The 25,248-nt window shown below is 71.1% G+C and carries 17 protein-coding genes and 1 pseudogene; 11 read left to right on the forward strand and 7 right to left on the reverse strand.

The genetic code is table 11. The features are described from left to right. Positions 1 to 145 precede the first annotated feature (145 nt). The 5 genes from ACSHWB_RS34790 to ACSHWB_RS34810 all read left to right on the forward strand — a co-directional run bounded on the left by ACSHWB_RS34790 (position 146) and on the right by ACSHWB_RS34810 (position 11,526). Entirely contained in the window at positions 146 to 6,508 is a 6,363-nt protein-coding gene (locus ACSHWB_RS34790) for an SDR family NAD(P)-dependent oxidoreductase (RefSeq protein WP_439657534.1), read from the forward strand. A gap of 44 nt (positions 6,509 to 6,552) precedes the next feature. After that, positions 6,553 to 7,752, forward strand: coding sequence for a methionine adenosyltransferase (metK, locus tag ACSHWB_RS34795; protein WP_439657535.1), 1,200 nt, complete (start codon positions 6,553 to 6,555; stop codon positions 7,750 to 7,752). A gap of 2 nt (positions 7,753 to 7,754) precedes the next feature. Further along, on the forward strand, positions 7,755 to 8,753 hold the full coding sequence (locus ACSHWB_RS34800; RefSeq protein WP_439657536.1) for a carbohydrate kinase family protein: 999 nt from the start codon (positions 7,755 to 7,757) through the stop codon (positions 8,751 to 8,753). 21 nt (positions 8,754 to 8,774) lie between these two features. Further along, on the forward strand, positions 8,775 to 10,238 hold the full coding sequence (gene ahcY, locus ACSHWB_RS34805) for an adenosylhomocysteinase (RefSeq protein WP_439657537.1): 1,464 nt from the start codon (positions 8,775 to 8,777) through the stop codon (positions 10,236 to 10,238). A 97-nt stretch (positions 10,239 to 10,335) separates the two neighbouring features. After that, entirely contained in the window at positions 10,336 to 11,526 is a 1,191-nt protein-coding gene (locus ACSHWB_RS34810; RefSeq protein ID WP_439657538.1) for a cytochrome P450, read from the forward strand. Between the two features lie 124 nt (positions 11,527 to 11,650). Here the strand turns inward: ACSHWB_RS34810 and ACSHWB_RS34815 are convergent, their stop codons facing one another. From ACSHWB_RS34815 to ACSHWB_RS34840, 6 genes are all read right to left on the reverse strand, one after another. Next, positions 11,651 to 12,256 (reverse strand): nitroreductase family protein, encoded by a 606-nt coding sequence (locus ACSHWB_RS34815; RefSeq protein ID WP_439657539.1) that lies wholly within the window; start codon positions 12,254 to 12,256, stop codon positions 11,651 to 11,653. A 30-nt stretch (positions 12,257 to 12,286) separates the two neighbouring features. Next, positions 12,287 to 13,477: a cytochrome P450 gene (locus ACSHWB_RS34820; RefSeq protein ID WP_439657540.1), complete on the reverse strand. Its 1,191-nt coding sequence runs from the start codon at positions 13,475 to 13,477 to the stop codon at positions 12,287 to 12,289. 20 nt (positions 13,478 to 13,497) lie between these two features. Then, positions 13,498 to 14,370 (reverse strand): hypothetical protein, encoded by an 873-nt coding sequence (locus tag ACSHWB_RS34825; protein ID WP_439657541.1) that lies wholly within the window; start codon positions 14,368 to 14,370, stop codon positions 13,498 to 13,500. Further along, on the reverse strand, positions 14,367 to 17,033 hold the full coding sequence (locus tag ACSHWB_RS34830; protein WP_439657542.1) for a PEP/pyruvate-binding domain-containing protein: 2,667 nt from the start codon (positions 17,031 to 17,033) through the stop codon (positions 14,367 to 14,369). Before ACSHWB_RS34830 ends, ACSHWB_RS34825 begins: the two co-directional genes overlap by 4 nt. Before the next feature lie 64 nt (positions 17,034 to 17,097). Beyond that, a complete protein-coding gene (locus tag ACSHWB_RS34835) occupies positions 17,098 to 17,748 on the reverse strand; it encodes a methyltransferase family protein (RefSeq protein ID WP_439657543.1) in 651 nt (216 codons plus the stop codon). Beyond that, positions 17,745 to 18,548 carry an AfsA-related hotdog domain-containing protein gene (locus ACSHWB_RS34840; RefSeq protein ID WP_439657544.1) on the reverse strand — a complete coding sequence of 268 codons (804 nt, stop codon included), beginning with the start codon at positions 18,546 to 18,548 and terminating at the stop codon, positions 17,745 to 17,747. The genes ACSHWB_RS34835 and ACSHWB_RS34840 overlap by 4 nt, the downstream gene beginning before the upstream one ends. A gap of 254 nt (positions 18,549 to 18,802) precedes the next feature. Here ACSHWB_RS34840 and ACSHWB_RS34845 point away from each other — a divergent pair. The 3 genes and pseudogenes from ACSHWB_RS34845 to ACSHWB_RS34855 all read left to right on the forward strand — a co-directional run. After that, a pseudogene (locus ACSHWB_RS34845) lies at positions 18,803 to 19,006 on the forward strand (cold-shock protein); the annotation flags it as partial. A gap of 30 nt (positions 19,007 to 19,036) precedes the next feature. Further along, positions 19,037 to 19,741, forward strand: a complete 705-nt coding sequence (locus ACSHWB_RS34850; protein WP_439664726.1) for a cold-shock protein — start codon at positions 19,037 to 19,039, stop codon at positions 19,739 to 19,741. Positions 19,742 to 19,875: 134 nt separating this feature from the next. After that, positions 19,876 to 21,189, forward strand: a complete 1,314-nt coding sequence (locus ACSHWB_RS34855) for a protein kinase domain-containing protein (protein WP_439657545.1) — start codon at positions 19,876 to 19,878, stop codon at positions 21,187 to 21,189. Positions 21,190 to 21,223: 34 nt separating this feature from the next. Here ACSHWB_RS34855 and ACSHWB_RS34860 read toward each other — a convergent pair whose 3' ends face one another. Then, complete coding sequence (locus ACSHWB_RS34860; RefSeq protein WP_439657546.1) at positions 21,224 to 21,682, reverse strand: Lrp/AsnC family transcriptional regulator; 459 nt, start codon at positions 21,680 to 21,682, stop codon at positions 21,224 to 21,226. Positions 21,683 to 21,842: 160 nt separating this feature from the next. Here ACSHWB_RS34860 and pdhA point away from each other — a divergent pair, with 160 nt between their 5' ends. The 3 genes from pdhA to ACSHWB_RS34875 are packed head-to-tail and all read left to right on the forward strand — an operon-like array spanning position 21,843 to position 25,200. Beyond that, positions 21,843 to 22,919 (forward strand): pyruvate dehydrogenase (acetyl-transferring) E1 component subunit alpha, encoded by a 1,077-nt coding sequence (pdhA, locus tag ACSHWB_RS34865; protein ID WP_439657547.1) that lies wholly within the window; start codon positions 21,843 to 21,845, stop codon positions 22,917 to 22,919. Further along, the gene (locus tag ACSHWB_RS34870; protein ID WP_439657548.1) at positions 22,919 to 23,908 is read left to right on the forward strand and encodes an alpha-ketoacid dehydrogenase subunit beta; all 990 of its coding nucleotides are present in this window, start codon (positions 22,919 to 22,921) and stop codon (positions 23,906 to 23,908) included. Before pdhA ends, ACSHWB_RS34870 begins: the two co-directional genes overlap by 1 nt. Beyond that, positions 23,905 to 25,200 carry a dihydrolipoamide acetyltransferase family protein gene (locus ACSHWB_RS34875; protein WP_439657549.1) on the forward strand — a complete coding sequence of 432 codons (1,296 nt, stop codon included), beginning with the start codon at positions 23,905 to 23,907 and terminating at the stop codon, positions 25,198 to 25,200. Before ACSHWB_RS34870 ends, ACSHWB_RS34875 begins: the two co-directional genes overlap by 4 nt. Positions 25,201 to 25,248 lie beyond the last annotated feature (48 nt).

The raw sequence follows: 25,248 nt of genomic DNA on the forward strand, positions 1-25,248 counted from the left end.
ATTTGTCCGCATTACCGCCGTGGGCACGGTGGCCGGTACCCGAGCGGGAAGCCGCTTCGAGACCTTGAACGAGGCAGGTGCCGTGCCACCTCCCGCGTGCCCCCGCGGCGCATCGGCACTTCCCCGAACGCGAACGGAGCCCGACATGAGCCACCGCGTCACCTCGGTGACCCAGCTGTACGAACTGGTCAGTCAGGGCCGGATCGACAAGGCGGAAGCCGTACGCCTGGCCAGGCAGCTGCAGGAGGCCGGTAACACCCCGCCCGCGGTCACGCCCGGCTTCGATCCGGACGAGCTGCGAGACCGCGTCTGCGACGTTCTCGCGGACAAGGTCCGGCAGCTGCTCAAGGTCAGCGCAGAAGACCTGGACGTGGACGTCGACCTCAGCGAGTACGGCCTCGACTCCGTCATCATCACCCAGCTCGCGACCATGGTGAACGACGCGCTGGACGTCGACATCAAGCCCACCACGATGTTCGACCACCCGAACCTGCGGGAACTCGCCGCGCACATCGCGGGCGAGCACGGCGCCCGGCTCGCCGGCCGCCTCGGCCTGCGTCCCGCCGCCGTCCCGGTGCGCACGGTCGTGGCCGAGACGCAGGGGAACCGGTTCGCTGCCGCGGCAAGGGAACCGGTCCGCATGACCGCCGGCGAGACGCCGGTGGCGCGGGAAACGATCCCCGCCACCGCCGACGAGACCTCGGAGACCCGGCCCGCACCCGTAGCGCGGAAACCGTTCCACCCCACCGCGGCCGAGACGCCACCCGCGCTCCGGGTCCCCACCGAGCGCGGGACGGACGCGGTCGCGATCATCGGCATGAGCGGACGCTTCCCCCAGGCCGACGACCTCGACGCCTTCTGGCGCAACCTGTCCGAAGGCCGCGACTGCATCAGCGAGGTGCCCGCCGACCGCTGGGACTGGCGGGAGCTGTACGGCGACCCGTTCGCGCAGGAGGGCCGCACCACCGTCAAGCACGGCGGCTTCATGGACGGTGTCGCCGACTTCGACCCGGAGTTCTTCGGCATCTCACCGCGCGAGGCGCGGTTGATGGACCCCCAGCACCGGCTGCTCATGCTGCACGTGTGGAAGGCGCTGGAGGACGCCGGGTACGCCGCCTCGTCGTTGGCGGGCAGCGATCTGGGCATCGTCGTCGGCACCGCGGGCACCGGCTACCAGCGGCTGATCGAGCAGAACGCGTCCGGTGCGGAGGGGGTGGCCGCGACGGCCACCGTGCCGTCGATCGGCCCCAACCGGATGAGCTACTTCCTCGACGTGCACGGCCCGAGCGAGCCGGTCGAGACGGCCTGCTCCAGCTCGCTGGTCGCCCTGCACCGGGCGGTGTCCGCGCTGGAACGGGGTGAGTGCTCACTCGCGGTGGCGGGCGGGGTCAACACCGTGCTCGTCCCCGACGGGCACATCAGCTTCGGCCGCGCCGGGATGCTCAGCGACGACGGCCGGTGCAAGTCGTTCTCCGACCGCGCCGACGGCTACTCCCGCGGCGAGGGCGTCGGGATGGTGGTGCTGAAGCGCCTGTCCGCCGCCGAACGCGACGGCGACAACATCCACGGCGTGATCCGCGCGACCGCCGTCAACCATGGTGGCCGCGCCACCTCGCTGACCGCGCCGAACCCGAGGGCCCAGGCGGCGGTCATCCTCGACGCGCACCGGCGGGCCGGCGTCGACCCGCGCACGATCGGCTACGTCGAGGCGCACGGCACCGGTACGAGGCTCGGCGACCCCGTGGAGATCAACGGCCTGCGGGAGGCGTTCCGGGAGCTCTACGCCGACCACGGCGCTGACGTCACCGGCGCCCACGTCGGCATCGGCACGGTCAAGACCAACATCGGGCACCTCGAACTGTCGGCCGGTATCGCCGGCGTGCTCAAGGTCCTGTTGCAGATGCGTCACCGAACGCTCGTGCGGAGCCTGCACTGCGAGAACGTCAACCCGTACGTGGAACTGGAGGACAGCCCGTTCTTCCTGGTGCGCGAACGGCAGCCGTGGGCGGCGCCGCTCGACGCCGCCGGCACCGAGCTTCCCCGCCGTGCCGGAGTCAGCTCGTTCGGGTTCGGTGGCGCCAACGCGCACGTGGTGCTGGAGGAGTACCGCGCGCCCGTCGCGACGAGTGCCGGGCACGGGCCGTTCGCGATCGTGTTGTCCGCCAGGGAGCCGGGCACGCTGACGGCGCGCGCCGAGCAACTGCTCGCGTGGATCGACGGCCACGCGCCGTCCGACGGCGATCTGCCGAGCCTGGCCTACACCCTGCAGGTCGGCAGGGTGGCGATGGCGGAGCGGCTCGCGTTCGCCGTCGAGACCGTGCAGGACCTGCGAGAGGCGTTGCGGGCGTTCGTCGCCGGAGAGAAGCCCGGGCACGTGCACCGGGGCAGCCCACAGCCGAACGCGCCGTGGAAGGCGTTCGCCGCCGACGAGGACATCGCCGCCGCGCTGGACACCTGGGCCGCCAAGGGGAAGCTGTCACGCCTGCTCGAACTGTGGACCGGTGGCTTCGACCTCGACTGGCGGCGGTGGCACGGCGACACCCCGCCGCGCCGGATGTCCCTGCCGTCCTACCCGTTCGACCTGCGCCGCTTCTGGATCGCCGATGGTGCTCCCCGTGCGGTCGCGGCGCCGAGCGGCCCGGAGCCCCGTGCGTTGAGCGGCACCGAGTTCTACGTGCGCGACCACCTCGTGCGCGGGGTTCCGGTCCTGCCCGCGGCCGCCTACCTCGAACTGGCGCGGGAAGCGCTGGCCGGTGGCGAGGCGGGCGTGCGACTGCGCGACGTGTGCTGGCTGCGGCCCGCCGAGGTCACCGGGCCGTGCGGCGTCGAGGTGCGCCTTCCGGCCGGCGACGGAGCGTTCGAGGTGAGGGTGGAAGGCGCGGAGACCGCGCACGCCCAGGGCTTCGGACACCTCGACGCGGCGCTCGCCACGACCGACGAGAAGATCGACGTGCGGGCGTTGCTCGATTCGTGCCCGCGTGTCGTGGACGCCGCCGAGTTCTACGGGACCTACGAGCGCCTCGGCATGAACTACGGCCCGTCACTGCGCGCAGTGCGTTCCCTGCACCAGGGCGACGGCGTAGCGGTGGCGAGGCTGACCGTGCCCGGCGAGGCCGTGTCACCGCTGGTGCTCAACCCCAGCGTGCTCGACGGCGCGTTCCAGGCCGTCCTCGGCGCGTGGGGCGGCGAGGACGACGGTGAAGGCCGCCTGGCGCTGCCGTTCGCGGTGCGCGAGGTCGAGATCCGCGGCGCGACTCCAGCGGACGGCTGGGCCGTGATCCGCCGCGCCACCGAGGGCCGCGGTGGCGACGTGCACCGGTTCGACATAGATGTCTGCGACACCGACGGCGTCGTCCGCGTGCGGCTGCTCGGCTTCAGCATCAAGACCTTGCGCGCGCCGGCGGACGGCCGGACGTGCCTCATGACTCAGGTCTGGGACGCCGGCGCCGAGGAGCCCGTCGCGCAGTGGCCGGCGAAGAACGACAAAGTCGTGCTGTTCGGCGGAAGCGCCGATCAGCAAGCCGCGTTCCGCGCGGTCCGGCCGAACACCGAGGTGCTGGAGGACCCGGCCTCGGCGTTCCCCGCCGACGCGGCGCACGTGGTGGTGCTGGGGGTGGACGCACGGGCGGCTTTCCGCCTGGTGAAGGCGGTCCAGGCGGCAGGCGGTGACAGCAGGGAGATCGGCTGGACCGTCCTCACGGAACAGACCAGGCTCCTGCCAGGCGACACCGCGTCCGAGCCCGCCGGCGCGGGCCTGCACGGCCTGTTCGGCTCCCTGGCCCAGGAGTGTCCACAGTGGCCCGTCCGGGTCGTGGACCTGCCGGCAGGGGAACCCGTGCCGTGGCCTCAGGTCCTGGAACTGGCCCCGCAGCCGGCCGGCGCGCCGCTCGCGCTCCGCGACGGGGAGTGGTACCGCCAACGCCTGGTCGAGCTGGCCGGGCCCGTCCCGGCCGGACCCGCGCACGAGAACCTGCGCCCGGACGACGTCGTCGTCGCCATCGGAGGCGCGGGCGGCATCGGGGTCGTGTGGACCGAGCACATGATCCGCAAGCACAAGGCACGTGTCGTGTGGATCGGCCGCCGTCCTCTCGACGGCCGCATCGAGGCACTGCGCGACCGGCTGGCCGCACACGGGCCCGCCCCCGACTACGTCCAGGCCGACGCGACCGACCCGGCCGCGCTGCGCCGCGCCCGCGACGAGGTCGTGCGCCGGTACGGCCCGGTGCGGGGAGTGCTGCACTCGACCGTCGTGCTGGCCGACCAGAGTCTGGCGCGGATGGACGAGGACCGCTTCGACGCCGGTTACGCCGCCAAGGCGGACGTCGCGGTGAACATCGCGGAGGTGTTCGGGGACGAGCCGCTCGCCTTCGTCTCGTTCTTCTCGTCGCTCCAGTCGTTCCTCACCTCGCCCGGCCAGGCCAACTACGCCGCCGGCTGCACGTTCGCCGACGCCAGTGCCGAGCACCTGGGCACCCGTCTGTCCTGCCCCGTCAAGGTGATGCACTGGGGTTACTGGGGCGGCGTGGGCGTCGCCGCCGACGACGCCCACCGCGAGCGGATGGCCAGGGGTGGTGTCGCGTCGATCGAACCCGCCGAGGGCATGGCCGCCTACGACACGCTCCTGGGCTCGCGGCGGTCCCAGCTCGCGGTGATGCGGGTGACGCACACCCGTGCGTTCGAAGGAGTTCTCAGCGGGGACGTGATCGAGCACGTGCCGGCCGTGTCACCGGGGCTGCCGCGCGACGGCCTCACCGGCGGCGAGGTGCACGAGGTGCTCGTCGAGTACCTGCGGCAGCGCGTGGCGGACGACGCCATGACGACGGTGCGATTGCTGGAGATCGGCGCGGGTGACCGCGTGGCCGGGGACGCGGTGTTCCGGAGCCTCGGGTCGTGGCAGGACCACGTCGAGACCTACTGCCGGGCCGGAGTCTCCGAGGAGGCCGTGCGGGGGGAGACGGCGCACTACTTCGAGACCCGCGTCTTCGACGTCGACGAACCACTTGCCGGACAAGCGATCGAGGCCGGTACGTTCGACGTCGTCATCGCCACCGGGCTGCGGCAGGCGGCTCGCGACCTCCGCGCCGCCCTGCGGAGCGCCAAGGCCGCCCTGCGGGCAGGTGGAATCCTGCTGCTCACCGACCAGGCGAGCGAACCGTGGCCGCGACTGCTGGCCGAGGCGGGATTCCGCGATGTCCGCGCCACCACCGAGGGTGTCCTCGTGGCCGAGAGCGACGGCGCCGTCCGCCAGCCGAGGACCGCGGCCGTTCCCGTCGCGGTGGCAGAAGCCGCCGCCGTGCGGGAGGTTCCCGGCACGGTCGCGGACCAGGTCACCTCGATGCTGGCCGACGTCCTCGAACTCGCTCCCGAGCAGCTCGACCCCGACGTGCCGCTGCGGCGCTACGGTTTCGACTCGATCTTCATGGCCCAGTTCCTGTCGCAGCTGCGCAAGCACGTCGACGACACCTTGTCGCTGGACGTCCTCGCCGAATGCGAGTCGTTGCGCGACGTGCTCGCCGCCGTGGGCGCGGCCTCGACGCCCGCGCTGAGGATCGAGGACCACCCCGAGCTCGTCCGGATGAACCGGGGCCGCGAGGGCAGGCCGGTCTTCTGGATCCACCACGGCAACGGGGGAGTGGAGTCCTACGCGCCGCTGGCCGAACGGTCCGGGCGCCCGTTCTACGGCATCCAGCCGAAGGGCTGGGCCGGGTCCGGCGACATCCTCGGCGGGCAGGTGCCGATGGCCAGGCACTACGCCTCGCTGATCCGCGCCGTGCAGCCGGAGGGGCCCTACGACGTCGGCGGGTTCTCGCTGGGAGGCCTGCTGGCCTACGAGGTCGTGCGTCAGCTCCAGCTGCAGGGTGCCGAGGTGAACACCCTGGTCATGCTCGACTCCCTGGACGCCCCGGCGACCAACCGGGTCAACGGGATCATGCAGGGCGGCAGGGCCGAGCCGGACGCCGTCGCGAAGGTCTCCGCGTTCCGCGCGGTGAACCTCGTGCTCGGCAACAACAGCCTGGACACCGAGAGCGGCACAACGCCGATCCTGCACCGGGACGAGGTCGATCCGGAACTGTCCTACGAGGACTTCCTCGACTCGCTCGTCAAGGCCGCGCTGGCCGCCGGCATCACCAAGACCGAGGTCCAGCTGCGCAAGCAGGTCACCCAGCTCGCCAAGTACTTCGAGGCGATGCAGGGCGAGAACTACGTGACGTCGAGGTTGCCCCGGCGGGACTCGGTGTCCTGCCACTACTTCCGCAACCGCAGCGGCGAGTTCTTCGGCGAGTTCAAGGACTACATGGTGCTCTTCGCCAACCCGGAGCTGCCGGGGATGGACGGCGTCGAGTACTGGCACGACTGGAAGTCCCAGATCGACGACTTCACCGAGACCGTGGTCGACACCACCAGCCACGCGGACGTGATGACCGCACCCCAGTCGCTGGAACAGGTCCTTCGCCTGTGCGACGAGATCTACGCGCACGACGCGGAAGCCGTGCGGCCCGCCGCGTAGTCCTGCCCGACCTCAGCAACCCCCTCTCCAAGGAGCGCTTTGCGATGACCAACAGCAGGTTGTTCACCAGTGAGTCGGTGACCGAGGGACACCCGGACAAGATCTGCGACGCGATCAGCGACTCGATCCTGGACGCGTTGCTGGCCGAGGACCCGCGTTCGCGCGTGGCCGTGGAGACGCTCGTGACCACGGGTCAGGTCCACGTCGCCGGTGAGGTGACCACCCAGGCGTACGCCGACATCCCGACGATCGTCCGGGAGAAGATCCTGGAGATCGGCTACGACTCGTCGGCGAAGGGCTTCGACGGCCACTCGTGCGGCGTGAACGTCGCCATCGGCGCGCAGTCCCCGGACATCGCGCAGGGCGTGGACACGGCGTTCGAGAACCGCGTCGAGGGTGCCGACGACGAGATCGACCGGCAGGGAGCGGGCGACCAGGGCCTGATGTTCGGCTACGCCTGCAGCGACACCCCGGAGATGATGCCGCTGCCGATCGCGTTGGCGCACAGGCTTTCCCGTCGTCTCACGGCGGTGCGCAAGGACGGCACCGTGCCGTACCTGCGGCCGGACGGAAAGACGCAGGTCACCATCGAGTACGCGGGTGATCAGCCCGTGCGCCTCGACACGGTCGTGATCTCGACGCAGCACGCGGACGGCATCGACCTGGAGAAGCTCCTCGGCGTGGACCTGCGCGAGTACGTCGTGGCGCCCGAACTCGCCGAGCTGACCATCGACACCTCGGACGTGCGCCTGCTGACCAACCCGACGGGCCGTTTCGTCATCGGTGGCCCGATGGGCGACGCGGGCCTGACCGGCCGCAAGATCATCGTCGACACCTACGGCGGCATGGCCCGTCACGGCGGTGGTGCCTTCTCCGGCAAGGACCCGTCCAAAGTGGACCGCTCTGCCGCCTACGCCATGCGCTGGGTCGCGAAGAACACCGTCGCCGCCGGCCTGGCTTCGCGGGTCGAGGTCCAGGTCGCCTACGCCATCGGCAAGGCGGCGCCCGTGGGCCTGTTCGTCGAGACGTTCGGCACCGAGACCGTGGACCCGACCAAGATCCAGCAGGCCATCGCCGAGGTCTTCGACCTCCGGCCCGCCGCGATCATCCGCGACCTCGGCCTGCTCCGCCCGATCTACGCCCCGACCGCCGCGTACGGCCACTTCGGCCGCACCGACGTCGACCTCCCCTGGGAGTCGACCGACCGTGCCCAGGCGCTGCGCGACCTCGTGAACGGAGGCTGACGATGCGGCTCGCCGTCACCGGTTCGATCGCCACCGACCACCTGATGGTGTTCCCCGGCCGTTTCACCGACCAGCTCCTCGCGGACCGGCTCGACTCCGTGTCGCTGTCGTTCCTGGTGGACACGCTGGAGGTGCGGCGGGGAGGCGTCGCGGCCAACATCAGCTTCGGCCTCGGCCTGCTCGGCTCCCGGCCGGTGCTGGTCGGCGCGGTCGGCCAGGACTTCGCCGAGTACCGGGTGTGGCTCGAGGACCACGGCGTCGACACCGAGTCGGTGCTGGTCTCGCGAACCCGCCACACCGCGCGGTTCCTGTGCACCACCGACGACGCCCAGAACCAGATCGCGTCCTTCTACACCGGCGCGATGGCGGAGGCCCGCGACATCGCCCTCGCCCCCGTCGCGGACCGGCTCGGGGGACTGGACCTGGTACTGGTCTCGCCCAACGACCCGGACGCGATGCTGCGGCACACCGAGGAGTGCGTGCGCGCGGGACACCCGTTCGCCGCCGATCCCTCGCAGCAGCTCACCAGGATGGACGGTGACCAGATCCGTTCGCTGCTGACCGGCGCGACGTGGTTGTTCACCAACGACTACGAGCACGACCTGCTGCTGTCGAAGACGGGGTGGTCCGAGGCGGAGGTGCTCGACCGGGTGGGGGCGTGGATCACCACCATGGGCGAGAAGGGAGTCCGGCTGGAGATGGCCGGCCTGCCCACCGTGCACGTGCCCGCCGTCGCGGCGGAACGGGTCGTGGACCCGACCGGCGTCGGTGACGGGTTCCGCGCCGGGTTCCTCGCGGGCCTCGACCGCGGTTTCCCGGCCGAGCGGTCGATGCAGCTCGGCTGCACGCTCGCGACCTTCGTCCTGGAGTCGCAGGGCTCCCAGGAGTACTCGGTGGACCCCGCCCGGTTCACCGACCGGTTCGCCGCCGCCTACGGCCCGGTGGCCGCGGCGGAGGCCGACCTGTTCCGATCTGTCCACTCCGGACAGTTCGCTCGCTGAAGTGTCTTGGAGGACTTCGCAATGACCGCGGAACGGTTGCAGACTCGCAACGGCATTGACTTCGCAGTGGCCGATCTCTCGCTCCACGAGTTCGGGCGCAAGGAGATCCGGCTGGCCGAGCACGAGATGCCCGGCCTCATGGCGTTCCGCCGCGAGTACTCCGGGGTGTACCCGCTCAAGGGTGCCCGCATCTCCGGCTCGCTGCACATGACGATCCAGACGGCCGTGCTGATCGAGACCCTGGTTGACCTGGGCGCCGAGGTGCGCTGGGCCTCCTGCAACATCTTCTCGACGCAGGACCACGCGGCGGCCGCCGTCGTCGTGGGCCCCCACGGCACGGAGGAGGAGCCCAAGGGCGTCGCCTGCTTCGCGTGGAAGGGCGAGACCCTGCCGGAGTACTGGTGGACGGCTGAGCAGATGCTCACCTGGCCCGACGGCAAGGGCCCGAACATGATCCTCGACGACGGCGGCGACGCGACGCTGCTCGTGCACAAGGGCGTCCAGTACGAGGCGGCCGGTGTCGTGCCGGCGGCCTCCGACGACGACTCGGAGGAGTACACGATCGTTCTCGACACGCTGCGCGCGTCGCTCGAGAAGGACGGCAAGAAGTGGACGAACATCGCCGAGGACATCCGCGGCGTCACCGAGGAGACCACGACGGGCGTCATGCGCCTGTACCAGCTGGCAGCCGCCGGTGAGCTGCTCTTCCCGGCCATCAACGTCAACGACGCCGTGACGAAGTCGAAGTTCGACAACCGCTACGGCATCCGCCACTCGCTGATCGACGGCATCAACCGCGGCACCGACGTCCTCATGGGCGGCAAGGTCGCGGTCGTCTGCGGCTACGGCGACGTCGGCAAGGGCTCGGCCGAGTCCCTGCGCGGCCAGGGCGCCCGCGTCATCGTCACGGAGATCGACCCGATCTGCGCCCTGCAGGCGGCCATGGACGGCTACCAGGTCGCGAAGCTCGAGTCGGTCCTCCCGATCGCCGACATCATCATCACGACAACCGGCAACAAGGACGTCGTGAAGGTCGAGCACATGGCGCAGATGAAGCACCAGGCGATCCTGGGCAACGTCGGCCACTTCGACAACGAGCTCGACATGGCCGGCCTCGCGCGTTACCCCGGCATCCGCAAGAACAACATCAAGCCGCAGGTCGACGAGTGGGTCTTCCCGACGGGCCGCACGATCATCGTGCTGTCCGAGGGCCGCCTGATGAACCTCGGCAACGCGACGGGCCACCCGTCGTTCGTCATGTCGAACTCCTTCTCGAACCAGGTGATCGCTCAGATCGAGCTGTTCACCAAGCACGACGAGTACGCCTCCGAGGTCTTCCGCCTGCCCAAGGTGCTGGACGAGAAGGTCGCCCGCATCCACCTCGAGGCACTGGGCGGCGAGCTGACCGAACTCACCAAGGACCAGGCCGCGTACCTGGAACTGGACGTCGCCGGGCCGTTCAAGCCCGAGCACTACCGCTACTGACCGAGGACGGCGAGGGGTCCGGCGCCGTGCCGGGCCCCTCGCCAGGACGCCGCCCCGACCCAGGAACTCCGTTCCTCAGCAAGGAAAGCCGTGTGAGATGACCGAACCGATCCTCGACAAGCTGCCCCTGGAACGCCAGAACCCGTTCGACCCGCCGGCCGAGATCACCGCGATCCGCGACAGAGCACCGATGAGCCGGATCCGGTTCGTGGACGGGCACATCGGCTGGCTCGTCACCGGCTACCACCAGCTGCGGGAGGTCTTCGGCAGCCCGAAGTTCAGCAGCAGCAGGGAGAACCACCACCTGATCGACCCGCGGTTCCAGAGTTCCGACGACCCCGGCAACTTCGTGAGCCAGGACCCGCCGGACCACACCCGGCTGCGCAAGATGCTGCAGGGCCAGTTCACCGTGCGCAGGATGAACCAGCTGTCCGACTGGATCGCCACGATCGTCGACGACCGGATCGCGCACCTGCGTTCCCTGGGCGACCGGGCGGACCTGGTGAAGGACTTCACCCTCCCGATCCCGTCGCTGGTGATCTGCGCGCTGCTCGGCATCGACTACGACGAGCGGCACAGGTTCCAGGAGGACACCGAGCTGCTGGCGAACCAGGCCAGCACGCCGCAGGAGCTGATGGCGGCTCTGGGCCGGATCAAGAGCTTCCTGCTGGAGCTGGTCACCAGGAAGAAGGCCGACCCCGGCGACGACATGCTGAGCGACCTGCTGGTCTCCGGACGGCCGACCGACGAGGAAGCGTCGAACATGGCGCTGCTGCTCCTGCTGGCCGGCCACGAGACCACGGCGAACATGCTGGCCCTGGGCACGTTCGCGCTGCTGGAGCACCCCGACCAGCTGAAGATCCTCAAGGAGGAGCCGGAGATCGCCGACAACGCCGTCGAGGAGCTCATGCGCTACCTCTCGGTCCCGCACTTCGGGCCGCTGCGCACCGCGATGGAGGACGTGGAGATCGACGGCCACGTCATCAAGGCCGGCGACACCGTCCTGGCGCACCTGCCCACCGCCAACCGCGACCCGAACAAGTTCCCCGGCAACCCCGACGAGCTCGACCTGCGCCGCCACGCCCCTCACCACCACCTCGCCTTCGGCCACGGCATCCACCAGTGCCTGGGACACCAGCTCGCCAGGATCGAGATGAGGATCGCCTTCACCAGGCTGTTCCAGGAGTTCCCCGACCTCCGGCTGGACGTGCGTCCGGAGGAGGTGCCACTGCGCACGGACATGCTGCTCTTCGGAGTCCACTCGCTGCCGGTGACCTGGTCCGCGTGAACGGCGGGAGGCCGGCACCGCGCCGGCACCCGCCCGTCACAGATGTCCCTGCGGTCCCGGCGAAGAGGTGCGTGGTGCCCCACCCGAGCAGACGTCCAGGACGGTGGTGCGGTCCGGGCGGTGGTCAGCCGGTCTTGCCGCCGGACCAGCCGTTGAGGTGCAGGACGTCGTCGAGCGGGCGTCGCCGGGCGGGGGAGAAGCCGGCGCCCAGGACGTGGGCGGTGGGGATGAGCGCCGCCTGCCGCACGCCGGACGGGATGCCCAGCAGCGCGGCCACCTCGTCCTCGGCGGCGAGGTGGGCAGTGGTCCAGCAGGTGCCCAGGCCGTGTCCCCGCGCCGCGAGCAGGTAGCTCCACACAGCGGGCAGCAGTCCGGCCCACAGACTCGCCTGGTTGCCCTGCGGGAGAACGCCGCCTGGCACCTCGACGCACGGGATGACCTGCACCGGGACCCGCCCCATGACGCGGGCGAGGTGCTGGGCGTTGTCGACGGTCCTGCCGGTGGCACCACGGGTGCGTTCCTCGAAGCAGCGCCGGTAGATCCGGCCGACGTCGGCACGGAGATCGGGTTCGGTGACGACGACGAACCGCCAGGCCTGGCGGTCGCCGCCGCTCGGTGCCTGCAGCGCGGTCTCCAGGCACCGCCGGACGATCTCGATGTCGACCGGCCGGTCCAGGTCGAGTCGCCGCCGCACGGCGCGAGTGGTGGTGAGGGCGTCTTCGAGCTGCATGATCTGATTCCCCTGGGGTCGCGGACGGGACTACCAGGTCACCGGCAGGGACTCGACGCCGTAGATGGCCTGGTCGTGCTTGAACCTGAGGTCGGCGAAGTCCGCGGCGAGCCGTAGCTCCGGCAGCGCGCGGGCGACGGCGCGGAAGATCACGCGCAGCTGCACCTCCGCGATCCGGCGGCCGATGCAGTGGTGGGGGCCGTACCCGAACGCCAGGTGCTGGTGCGCGTCCCGGCCCAGGTCGACCTCGCCGGCCTGGTCGTAGACCGACGGATCCCGGTTCGCCGCCTCGTTGGGGAGCACGACCCCTTCGCCTGCTCGAATGGTCCGGTCGCCGATCGGGATGTCCTCGACCGCGACCCTGCGCAGTCCACTGTGGACCACCGAGAGGTACCGCAGCAGCTCGTCGGTACCGCGGGCCACCGCCGCGTCGTCCCCCTCGCGGAACAGCCTCATGCGCCCGGGTTCCCGCAGGAGTACCAGGACGCCCAGCGCGATCATGTTCGCCGTCGTCTCGTGGCCGGCCGCGAGCAGCAGCATCGCGGTGTCGACGACCTCGTCACGGGGCAGGCCCCCGTCCGCGCCGAGCTGCTCGACGGCCAGCACCGACACCAGGTCGTCGCCGGGATCGCGCTGCTTCGCCGAGACCAGCGCCTCGAAGTACGCGCGCAGTCGCCGAAACGCCCCGCCCACCTCCTCGGCCGTCGCGCCGACCGAGACGATCGTCGCGACGCTCTGGTGGAACAGCTCGTGATCGGCGTAGGGGACGCCGAGGACGTCGCAGATCACCACGGTCGGCAACGGCAACGCCAGCTCGGTGACCAGGTCGGCGGGGCGCGGTCCCTGCGCCAGCCGGTCGAGGAGGGTCGCGGTGAGCGCCTCGATGCCGGCCCTCATCGAGGCGGCGCGCCTGTTCGTGAAGTAGCCGCCCAGCAGGTGCCGCCGCCTGATGTGCTCCCGTCCGTCCATGAACCCGAAAGCGTTGAACGATCGGCGGAACGCGGCGTCGGCCTCGGACAGGAACGGGAAGCCGGGGCGCCGGGGATCGGAGCTCAGCCGGCGGTCGGCCAGCAGGACGCGCTGCAGCTCGTAGCCGGAGACCAGCCAGGCCTGTTCGCCGGACGGCATCCTGACCTTCTCGGCGGGGCGGCATTCGAGCATGTCCGGCGGCGGGTCGAACGGGCAGGTCCTGGCCATCGGGTAGGAGCGGACTTGGCTCACGTCGGGTCCTTCGAGGAGGGTCACAGGAACGTCCGGAGGGTGCACACCGCGAGGAACACCACATAGGCCAGCAGAGCGGGATTGCCCGGCGCGTAACGGTTCTCGTGCTCGCGCGCCAGCTTCAGCAGCCCCCACACGGTGATCGGCAACGGGAGCGCGAGCAGGAGGACCTCCAGCCCCGCGTCCTGCCAGGCGAGTGCCACGACCGTGTGCAGGACGCACGCGGTGACCAGCAGGGCGAGGGCGACCGCCGACCCGCCAGCCCAGCCCGCCGCCGTCGAGTACAGCTTCTCGCCGGGCCGCTCGAACTCACGCCGCACGGTCTTGCGGGCGATCTCCCAGTGCAGGTAGCCGAAGAGGAACGAGACCACCAGCAGCCCGGTGGGCAGTGCCACACCGCCGCCGCCCACCGCCACGACGTAGAGCACCAGAACGGTCTTGAGCTGGATGGTGACGACGATGTTGCCCCACATGCCGTCCGCGAACGCCGGTGACCTCCGTTCCGCCAGGAGGAGCAGGAGCGAGTACGACAGCGCGCCGGCGGCCACGATCAGGGGGACCAGGCCCGCGACGGCCGAGAAGACGAGTGCCGTCGCCGCGGAGCCCACCGCGTAGGCCCGGACGTTCGCGAGCGTCACCTCACCGGTGACGAGTGGCCTGTCCGGGCTGAACTCGCGGTCGTAGGGCAGGTCCTTGACCTCGTCGACCACGCGGAAGAAGTACAGCAGGGTGAACACGCCCGCCCAGCCGCACGCCACCTCGACGGGACCGGGGCCCGCCCCGGCACGTAGAGGGGCCAGCGCCGTCAGCACGGCGGCCACCAGCAGGGTGACGTAGAAGACGTACTTCGGCGGTGGGAAGCGCCGCAGGGAGAACCGCCACCACGTCTTCATCGGTCCTCCAGCAGCGTGACGGTGCCGGTGGCGCCGTCGAGCTCGACCAGCGCGCCGTCCGGGATCCGGTGCAGGGCGCCGGGAACGGCGACGATCGTGGGGATGCCGAACTTGCGGCCCGTGATCGCGGTGTGCGAGAGCAGGCTGCCGCGCTCGACGACGATGCCGCGGGCCCTGAGCATCAGGTACAGCCACCCCGGGTCGGTCTCCCTGGCGACGAGGATGTCGTCCTCACCGAGGTCGTCGGCGAAGGCGGGGTCGAGCACGACCCGCGCACGTCCGCGCACCTTGCCGGGACACGATCCGAGCCCTCGCAGTGCACCGCTCGTGTCCGCCGTCTCGGTCTCGGCCTCCGGAACCGACAGGGCCACGACGTCCGCCGTGGAGAACTCCCGGCGCGGCCGCCTCAGTTCCGCCATGGCGGCGTCGTCGCGGCGCACCTCGACCAGGCCGGCCAGGTCGTAGGTCGAGCCCGAGCCGTCCAGGAAGCCGAACAGCTCGTCGATCTCCAGCAGGAAGACGTCCTGCGCCCTGTTGAGGACGCCGCGGCGGTGCAGCTCGGCGCCGAGCGCGGCGATGATCCGCTTGCTGTAGCCGAACAGTTCGCTGCGCTGGTAGCGGCCCGCCTCCCGGTAGCAGAGGAAGGTGCGCAGCCGGTCGAAGAGACCCAGCAGCACCTTGCGCTTCACCGCGGAGGGCAGCACACGGCGCAGTTCGCGTTCACCCGCCAGACGGGTCTCCGCCTCGGTGCGCTCCATCTCCGCCGCGGTGATCCCGCGCGCCGCGTACTGGCCCACCAGCCGCAGCAGCTCCCAGGGCTCCTCGCGGAGGTTCTGGCGCTCCAGCTTGAGCTCCTCGAGCCCTCGGTCGCCGTAGCTCGTCAGGTGCCGCTCGACGGCGGCGGTGAACGCGCCGGGCAGCTCACCCGCCGCGACCAGGCGCCAGATCTCCTCCGGGGGCTTCAGCTCGAACATCGCCGCCAGGTCGGGATCCGCGGCGACCAGTTCCGACAGCCGCACCGCGCTCAGGGCGATCTCCGCGCCGCGCAACTGCTCGCCACCGCACAGCAGCTGGCTGAACAGGGTGTCCGAGTCGCCGACGCCCCACCGCTCCAGACAACGCTCGATGCGTTTGTGCGTGATCAGCATGAACTGGTAGTTGATCAGCGTGACACCCCACAGGTCGCCCGCCCGCCGCCAGACCTCGCGGTAGTCGTCGACCAGGGTCAGCGGGTGCACACCGGTCAGGTCGCGTTCCCGGCGGTCGCGCATGATCGCGGCCCAGTCGCGTTCGAACGCCGCGAAGTCACGGCGCAGCGACGCGTAGTTGACCGCCGCCCTGCCCCAGCCCGCCGCGAGCTTCACGGCCCGGCGGATCCGCTCGCGCCGGGTGCGCCCGCCGTCCGAGTAGTGGTAGCTGGTGTCCAGTTCGGCGACCAGCCGCTCCCAGTCCCGGCGCAGGCCGTCGAACAACGGGAAGACGTCGAGCATCTGGATGAAGGAGGTGATGTTGTGGTAGATCCGGCCGTCCACGTGGGCGACCAGGCGGGTCATCGTCTCGTGCAGGCGGTGCAGCTCGCGCTCGGGCACGCCGCACCGGCGCAGGTAGTCGTGGTTCAGCAGCCAGTAGAACCTCCGCGCCACCGAGTAGGTCATCGGCGTGGTCGTCCCTGGGAAGCTCTCCGAGACGTTGGCGCTGCTGAAGACGCGGTTGCGGACCGGGTCGAGGGTGATCGGGCGGGACTGCACCACGTGGACGGTGCCGTCCGGCGTGATCGTCGCCTCGATGTCCTGAGGACTACCGAACAGCGCCTCGATCCGGCGGCCCAGTCCGACCAGCCCGGTCACCTCGGCCTCGGACAGCACGGCGGCGCCGCGGCGCTCGGCGGGCACCGGTGCCTGGCGGACGCCGTGACCGTGCTCGTCGTCGAAGGTGACCATGTGCGGCTTGTCGGCGACCACGCTGCGGATCTCACCGGTGCCGAAGCGGACGAAGTAGTGGTCCGTGGCGGTGCGCTCGGCCACCACGCCTTCCCCGATGCCCCAGCCCGCGCTGACCACCGCGTCCCGTGCGTGGGTCGTCGGGTCGCAGGTGAACAGCACGAGCGACCGCTCGCCGAACACCATGCGCTGCACGCCGACCGCCGCCGTCACGTCCGTCGCGGACAGGCCGTGCCGGTGCCGGTACAGCAGCGCTTCGGGGTTGAAGGCCGAGGCCCAGCACCTCAGCACGGCGTCCTGGACACCGTGCACGGGCACGTACAGGAAGCTGTCGCTCATCCCGGCGAACGCGTGTTCCGCCGAGTCCTCGCCTTCGTCGGCGCGGGCGCCCACCATGGACGCGCGCACCGCGAGCACGGCGTCGTCGTCGAAGTGCGCCGCGAGTGCCTGGGCGAGTCGCTGCTCGTCCGCCGGTCGCAGACCACGGCCGATGATCTCCGCGCGGATCTTCGCGGCGGCGGCCCGCACGGCCGGCCAGTCGTCGAAGTCCAAGCCCGCCAACGCCTCGCGCACGATCGCGGCGGGTACGGCACTGGCGAAGAAGTCACCGGTGAGGCAGAAGAACTCGGGAACCTCGATGCCGGCCTCACTCATGGCCTTCTGCCGGGCGAACTTCCAGCCGACCCGCTGGGCGTCCATCGGCTGGTCCATGGTCTCGATCACGGCGGAACTCCTCGGAGATCAGGGCGCGCGACGGCACCTGCTCGCTCGCGCGGTCAGCGGGTGGTCACCAGACGAACGGGGCGAGCCGCTTCCGGCCCAGTGCGAACTCGTGGTAGCCGGGCACGGTGAACATCGCGCGCTCCTCGACGAGGATGCGGTTCACGACGGCGGGCACGAACAGCAGCGCGAACGCCATCACGCTGACCGGGTTGGCGAAGTACAGGACCAGGCCCGCGTTGGCGAGCAGCATCCCGGTGTAGGAGGGGTGCCGGACCAGCCGGTACGGCCCCGTGGTGACGATCTGGTGGTCGTCGACCAGGCGCACGCGGTGGGAGTAGAACCGGCCGAGCGCGTGGATCGAGGTCAGCCGCAACGCGACACCGCAGAGGAGGAACAGCGGGCTCAGCACCAGCCACGGCTGCCAGGAGGACCAGGGGACCGGCCCGAGCGCGGCGGTCAGCATCGTCACCAGGCGCGCGACGCCGTAGATCTGCTCGCTGCCGCGGTCGTCCTCCGACGAGGCCGACGCCGCGGTCCGCAGGGTGATCGGCACCTCCAGCAGGACCCACGCGAGGTACAGGGCGAGCAACACCGCACCCAGCGGGTAGGTGGGATGCGCGCTGTCGAGCACGGCACGGACCAGGCCGACGGTCAGGCCCACGATGCCCACGACGAACGCCGCCGCCGGGAACCGGTTGCGCAGCAGGCCCTTCACCGGTTCGCCCCGATCGCCTCAGGACGCAGCAGGTGGTAGTCGGACAGCGGCATCACGCGTCCGGAGAACGAGATGGTCCCCACCACGCGACCACCGGCCACGACCTCCGCCGGCAGCACGAACACCGGACCGTTGAGCCGCCACGTCCCGTACCGGAAGGTGGTCGCACCGGGACGCACCCCGCCACCGGGGAGGTCGATCTGCAACCTGGTCACGACGAACTGCCAGCCGAGCGGAACCCCGGACACCTCGTGCAGCGTCATGATCCCGGCCTGGCGGGCAGCCTCGACGAGGGGCGTGATCGGGTGCAGTGCGGGTCGCCCGTCACGCGGAACCGCTCCGCCGGCCGCCACGGTGTGCAGGTCGCCGTTGCGCCGGACCGGCCCGACCAGCACCCGGTCGTCCACCAGTTTGTGCACGAGCCGCCGGTCGGCGCGGTGCGCGTCGCCCCGCAGCAGCGGCCACGACAGTTCGTCGCCGGGCACCAGCGTGACCTCGCCCTCGCAGACCACGGAGCCGTTCTGGGCAGCCGAGACCTCGTGGCTCAACGGGTTCGGACCCGCGCTGCTCACCGTGACTTCGGTGGGCAGATCCTTCTCGCAGAACTTCCGGAAGCGGAACCGGGCCGAACGCACCCGCACGTGGTCCGCGGCGGACCGGACTGCGTTGTGCAGGAACGTGTCCAGCAGCAGCATCGCCGGAACGTGGTCGAGCGGGTGGTCGAAGAAGAACGGATCCTGCTCGTCCACGGAGAGCGTGGCGCGCTCGTGACCGGGTTGGTGCTTGATCGCCTCTGTCATTGGTCATCCCATCGTGTCGACGGCTGACACGACAGTGGCGACGCCGGTTCCCGTTTCGTTCCCCGCGCCCGCGCCCTGCGCGGGTACCGGCGGGACTACGTCGCGGCCGCGGTGTCCGAGGAGCGTCTCGCGGAACGGTCCACAGCGGACCCCGGTCGTCTCGGCGATGTGCTCACGGTGGAGCTGCCGCGCGCCGGGATCTGAGGCGCCTGGGACACTGGACCTCCGACCACCCGCTAGACCAGGAGTGCACCGTGCAACAGGGAACCGTCCGCTGGTACGACCTAGAGCGCGGCTTCGGCTTCCTCGCCCCCGACGACGGCAGCGACGACATCTTCGTGCACGTCTCGCAGGTGCAGGGCGAGGGCGCGGCCAGGGCCCTGCGCGAGGGCCAGACGGTGGAGTTCGAGCCCGGTGAGGGACCCCGTGGTCCGCAGGCGCTGCACGTCACCGTCACCGGGGACACCGCGCCCGACGCGACCCTGGGCGTGCTCGCCACCGTCTCCTGGTACGAGCCGGCCAAGGGCTACGGGTTCGCCGCGCCGGACGGCGGGGGTGCGGAGGTGTTCGTGCACTCCTCCGCCATCGTCACCGGGGGCGTCCTCGCGGCCGGGCAGCGGGTGGCCTTCGTCGTCATCGCGGGGGAGAAGGGGCCGCAGGCGCAGCACCTGGTGCCGCTGAGCTTCGACGCCGGGGTCCGCAAGGCCCCTCTGGTCGTGCCCGGCGACGGTGCCGACGGTTCCGTCCTGTGGTTCGACGAGGAGAAGTCGTTCGGCTTCGTGGTCGCCGACGACGGGGCGGGTGACGTCTTCCTGCACGTGCGCGCCCTGGTCGACGACCGGTACCTGCCGGAAGAGGGCGACCGGGTCTCGTTCACCACGGTCACCGCGGACCAGGGTCGTCAGGCGCGCGACGTGCGGTTCGTGGCCGCCGGCGAGCCGGTGGAGGCCACCGCGGCCCCCAGCCAGGCCCGTTCGGTCACCCGGCCCGCAGCCCGCGCCGGCGACGGCACGGTGGCCCGCTACGACGGCGACCGCGGCTTCGGCTTCATCACCCCCGACGCGGGCGGGCCCGACCTCTTCGTGCACGTCTCGGTGGTCTCCGGCGAGCCCCTGGAGGCCGGCGACCGGGTGCGCTTCCGCATCCGGCAGAGCGACCGGGGCCCGCAGGCCGACGCCGTCGAGCGCGCCTGACCGGCAGGGACGGTCAGGCGACGCCTCGAACCCGTCCTTCCCAGGCTGGGACTGCTCAGGTGATCGTGTCCCTGCTGTGGCCCGCGCGAAGTCGAAGGTGGCCGATGGTCGGCTCAGCCAAGTAGCGTCGGCATGTGCCAGATGAGGGTGAGGTCATCGCCGGGCGGTACCGGCTGGTGTCGTGGATCGGGCAAGGATCCATGGGGGTGGTCTGGCAGGCGCGCGACGAGCAGCTCGACCGCGTGGTCGCGGTCAAGCTGCTCAACACGGACCGGCGGTCCCCGGACGCGGTGGCGCAGATGCTGCGCGAGGGCCGGGTCGCGGGTCGGCTGCGGCACCCGCACGCGATCAGCGTGTTCGAGGTCGTCGAGCACGACGGCAAGCCCTGTCTCGTGCTGGAGTACCTGCCCTCCCGCAGCCTCGCGGCGCTGATCGCCGAACGGGGCGCGCTGCCGCCGGGTGTGGTCGCGGCCGTGGGCAGGCAGGTCGCCGCCGCGCTGGCGGCGGCGCACGCAGAGGGCATCGTGCACCGGGACGTCTCGACGTTCAACGTCCTGCTGGCCGAGGACGGCATCGCGAAGATCACCGACTTCGGCATCGCCCGCGCGGTCGGCGAGGGCACGGTGACCGACGCCCGCCTGATCGTCGGCACGCCGGCCTTCCTGGCGCCGGAGGTGGCGGCGGGCGAGGCGGCGACGTTCGCCTCGGACGTGTTCTCCCTCGGCGCGACCCTCTACGCGGCGCTGGAGGGCACGCCGCCGTTCGGTGTGGACGACAACCCCTACGCGCTCCTGCAACGCGTGGTCCGGGGGGAGTTCGAGCCGCCACGGTCAGGTGGCCCGCTCGGCGACGTGCTCGTGCGCCTCCTGCATCGTGACGCGGCCCAACGCCCGACGATGGCCGAGGCCCACAAGCTGCTCGCGGCGGTCGCGGAGGGACTGCCGCTGCCCGCTGGACCCCCGAAGAGCGGGACGCGGATGCTGCTCACCCGCCGCCACCTGCCACGCCGGGTGATCGCGATGGTCGCCGGTGCGGCCGTCCTGGTCGCCGCCGGTGTCGTGATCGGTACCTTCGTGCAGGGCGACCAGCCCAGCAGCAGCGCCCAGACCAACTCCACCACGGCGACGACCACGGTTACGACCGCGGCCGCCTGCGATGCCCGTTACGAGGTGACCAACTCGTGGCCGGGCGGCTACCAGGTCGAGGTGACCGTGCGCAACACCAGCCCGGACGGCCTGACCGGCTGGACCATCACGTGGCAGCCGGCTGCCGGCCACACCATCGGCAACCTGTGGAACGGCACCCTGGCCCAGAACGCGACCGCGGTGACCGTCACCAACGCCGGCCACAACGCCGTGCTCGCCGCCGGGGGAACCACCTCGTTCGGGTTCGTCGCCGCCGGTCCTGACCCCGCTCGCCCGGCCGTGACCTGCTCCACCGCCAACTGAAAGGTCGGCTCACCGCTGACACCGGTGCCCGCTGCTACCCGAGGTGACGCGAGGCGGGGTTGTCGACGTCCTCGAAGATCAGGAACGTCTTGGTCGACAGCACTCCGGGGATGTTCTGCAGCTGCTCCAGCACGACGCGGCGCAGGGCGTCGTTGTCCGCCGCCCTGACGAGCAGCATCACGTCGAACTCGCCGCCCATGAGCGCCATGTGCCGCACTTCGGGGATGGCGCGCAGCTGCGCCTGCAGATCCCTCCAGTTGTTCTGCCGCACCGTCATCGCCACGTACGCGGACGTCGTCAGCCCGACCTTCACCGGGTCCACCCGCGCGGTGAAGCCGGTGATCACCCCGTCCGCCATGAGGCGCTCGAACCGGGCGTAGGCGTTCGCGCGGGAGATGGTCACGCGTTCGGCCAGCGCGCGCCCCGACAACCGGCCGTCCGCCTCCAGTTCGGCGAGGATCCGGCGGTCGATCTCGTCCAGCTCCGCGTTCACGTGTCTCACTCCTGGGGGCAAAAGGGCGGTGTGGAGGTCCAACTGAACCGGCTGAATCGAGGCGTGAAGTCAATCGTCTCGCTCTCACGCGTGGATCTAGCCGATCGGCCACCAATGTAGGCAACATTCGGGCTAGGTGTAACTCCTCGTGGAGGTGCGGATGAGTGCCGGTCAGCTCAAGGCGGCCATCACCCCGGCCCGGCTGCTGGACCAGAACGGCCGCCTGGTCAGGGGAGCGTCGAAACCCGACGCCGAGGCCCTGCTGGAGGGGTACCGCAAGCTGGTGTTCGCCCGCAGGCTGAACGAACAGTGCGGTGCGCTGGTCCGGCAGGGACGGTTGGCCGTCTACCCGTCCTCGCGCGGGCAGGAGGCCTGCCAGGTGGCGTGCGCGTCCGTTCTCTCGGAGGGCGACTGGCTGTTCCCGACCTACCGCGACACGGCCGCGATCGCCGCTCGCGGGGTGGACCCGGTCGAGGTGCTCACGTTGTTGCGCGGCGACTGGCACTGCGGCTACGACCCGAACGAGCACAAGGTCGCGCCTCAGGCCACGCCACTGGCCACGCAGCTGCTGCACGCGGTCGGCGTCGCCCACGCGGCCCGTCTCAAGGGCGAGGACACCGTCGTGATGGCGCTGTGCGGGGACGGCGCGACGAGCGAGGGCGACTTCCACGAGGCCTGCAACTTCGCCGCCGTCTTCAAGGCACCGGTCGTCTTCTTCGTGCAGAACAACAAGTACGCGATCTCCGTTCCTCTCGCGCGCCAGTCGGTTGCGCCCTCGCTGGCGGCCAAGGCGATCGGCTACGGCATGCCCGGCGTCCGCGTCGACGGCAACGACCTGCCGGTGCTCGAGAAGGTGCTCGGCGAGGCCGTCGACCGTGCCCGCGCGGGCGGGGGACCGACGCTGGTCGAGGCGGACACCTACCGCATCGAGTCGCACACCAACGCCGACGACGCCAGCCGCTACCGCGCCGACGACGAGGTCACCGAGTGGCTTCCGCGCGACCCGTTGTCGCGGGTGCGGACCTACCTGACGGGGATCGGCGCGCTCGACGACGCACGTGATCAGGAGATCCACGCCGCCGCGGAGGAGATGGCGGCCGCGGTCCGCGCCGGTGTCGGTGCCGAGACGTCCCTCGACCCCGAGGAGATCTTCGCCCACGTCTACTCCACCCCCACCCCGCAACTGGTGGAACAGCGCGCGGGTCTGCGGGCCGAGCTCGACTCCGAGGAGGCCTGATGGGCGCCGAGAAGATGACGATGGCGCAGTCGATCAACGCCGCGCTGCGGGACGCCATCGCCGAGGACGACTCCGTCGTGGTGTTCGGCGAGGACGTGGCCCAGCTGGGCGGCGTGTTCCGGGTGACGGACGGGCTGCACCGCGAGTTCGGCGAGAGCCGGGTCTTCGACACCCCGCTGGCCGAGTCCGGCATCGTCGGCATGGCGGTGGGCATGGCCATGAACGGCATGCGCCCGGTCGTCGAGATGCAGTTCGACGCCTTCGCGTATCCCGCGTTCGAGCAGATCGTCAGTCACGTCGCGAAGCTGGGCAACCGCACGCGCGGCAAGGTGCGGCTGCCGATGGTCATCCGCATCCCCTACGCGGGCGGCATCGGGGGAGTGGAGCACCACTGCGACTCGTCCGAGGCCTACTACGCCCACACTCCCGGTCTCACCGTCCTGGCACCGGCCACCAACGCCGACGCCTACGGCCTGCTGCGTGCGGCGATCGCCGGTTCCGACCCGGTCGTCTTCCTGGAGCCCAAGAAGCACTACTTCGCCCGCGAGGAGGTCGACGTGACGGTGCCCGTGCCGCCGATCGGCCGCGCGGTGGTCCGGCGCCCCGGCAGGGACGCCACGCTGATCGCCTACGGCCCGTCCGTGCCGGTGGCGCTGGCCGCCGCCGAGCAGGCCGCCACCGAGGGCAGGGACCTGGGCGTGGTCGACCTGCGCTCCATCGTCCCGTTCGACGACGAGACCGTGTGCGCCGAGGTCCGCAGGACCGGCCGTGCGGTCGTGATCGCCGAGGCACCAGGCTTCGCCTCGGTGGCCTCGGAGATCGCCGCACGGGTGGGGGAGCGCTGCTTCCACCACCTGGAAGCGCCGGTCCGCCGCGTCACCGGTTTCGACGTGCCCTACCCCGCACCGAAGCTGGAGCACCACTTCCTGCCCGGCGTGGACCGGATCCTCGACGCCGTCGACACGTTGCAGTGGGAGGACGCCGCATGAGCACGCAGGTGTTCGACCTGCCCGACCTGGGCGAGGGACTGACCGAGGCCGTGCTGCTCCGGTGGCTCGTCAAGACCGGCGACGCCATCTCCGTGGACGAGCCCGTGGCGGAGGTCGAGACGGCCAAGGCGATGGTCGAGGTGCCTTCACCGTTCGGCGGCGTGATCGCACGGCTGCACGGTGCGGAGGGCGACACGCTCCAGGTCGGTTCGCCGTTGATCTCCGTCGGCGCAGGCGCGTCCACCGCTGAGTCCTGTGTGGAGGAAGAGCGTGCCGGGTCCGGCAACGTCCTGATCGGTTACGGGACTTCCGAGGCGAAGTCGTCACGCCGCCGCCGGAAGGCCGCTGTGACAGCGGGCAGTGGCGAACGCGCGGCCGCTGTTCCGTTGGTGCGCAACGGGGAACGCCCGGCCGTGCAGTCGCCGATCGTGCGCCGCCTCGCCCGCGACAGCGGCGTCGACCTCACCGCGCTGATCGGTACCGGACCCGGTGGCCTGATCACCCGCCGCGACGTCGAGGCCGCCGCCGTCGTGCCCGAGCTGGTTGCGCCCACGCCTGACGTGCCGGAGCCGGCGAGCGGTGCGGACCAGCGCACGGGTCTGCCGATCCGCACCCGAGTGCCGTTGACGGGCATGCGCAAGGCGGTCACCGCCACGCTGACCCGCAGCCGGACCGAGATCCCCGAAGCGACGACGTGGGTCGACGTCGACGCCACGGCGTTGCTGGAACTCCGCGCCGAACTCAAGGAAACCGGTGCGGCGCCAGGCGTTCTCGCGATGGTCGCGCGGTTCGTCGTGGCGGGGCTCGCCCGCTTCCCCGAGCTGAACTCCCGCGTGGACACCGAACGCGGCGAGATCGCCCACCTCGACGGCGTGAACCTCGGCCTGGCGGCGCAGACCGACCGCAGTCTCGTCGTCCCGGCGGTGAAGGACGCGCACCGTCTGAGCATGCGCGGCCTCGACACCGAGATCCGCAGGCTCACCGCCGCCGCCCGCGAGGGCACCGCCACCGCCGCGGAACTCACGTCCGGGTCGTTCACCCTGAACAACTACGGCGTGCTCGGCGTCGACGGCAGCGCCGCGATCATCAACCACCCCGAGGTCGCGATCCTCGGCATGGGACGCATCCTGCCGCGACCGTGGGTGGTCGACGGAGAGATCGCGGTGCGCCACATCGTGCAGCTGTCGCTCGTCTTCGACCACCGGGTGTGCGACGGCGGCACGGCGGGTGGCTTCCTCCGGTTCGTCGCCGACTGCGTCGAGAACCCGAAGTCGGCGCTCGCGGACCTGTAGCGCGTCGGCGTCCCGGCGTGGCCGAGCCGAGAGGTCAGGCCTGGATGC

The organism is Lentzea sp. HUAS TT2 (assembly GCF_051853195.1).
GTDB lineage: Bacteria > Actinomycetota > Actinomycetes > Mycobacteriales > Pseudonocardiaceae > Lentzea.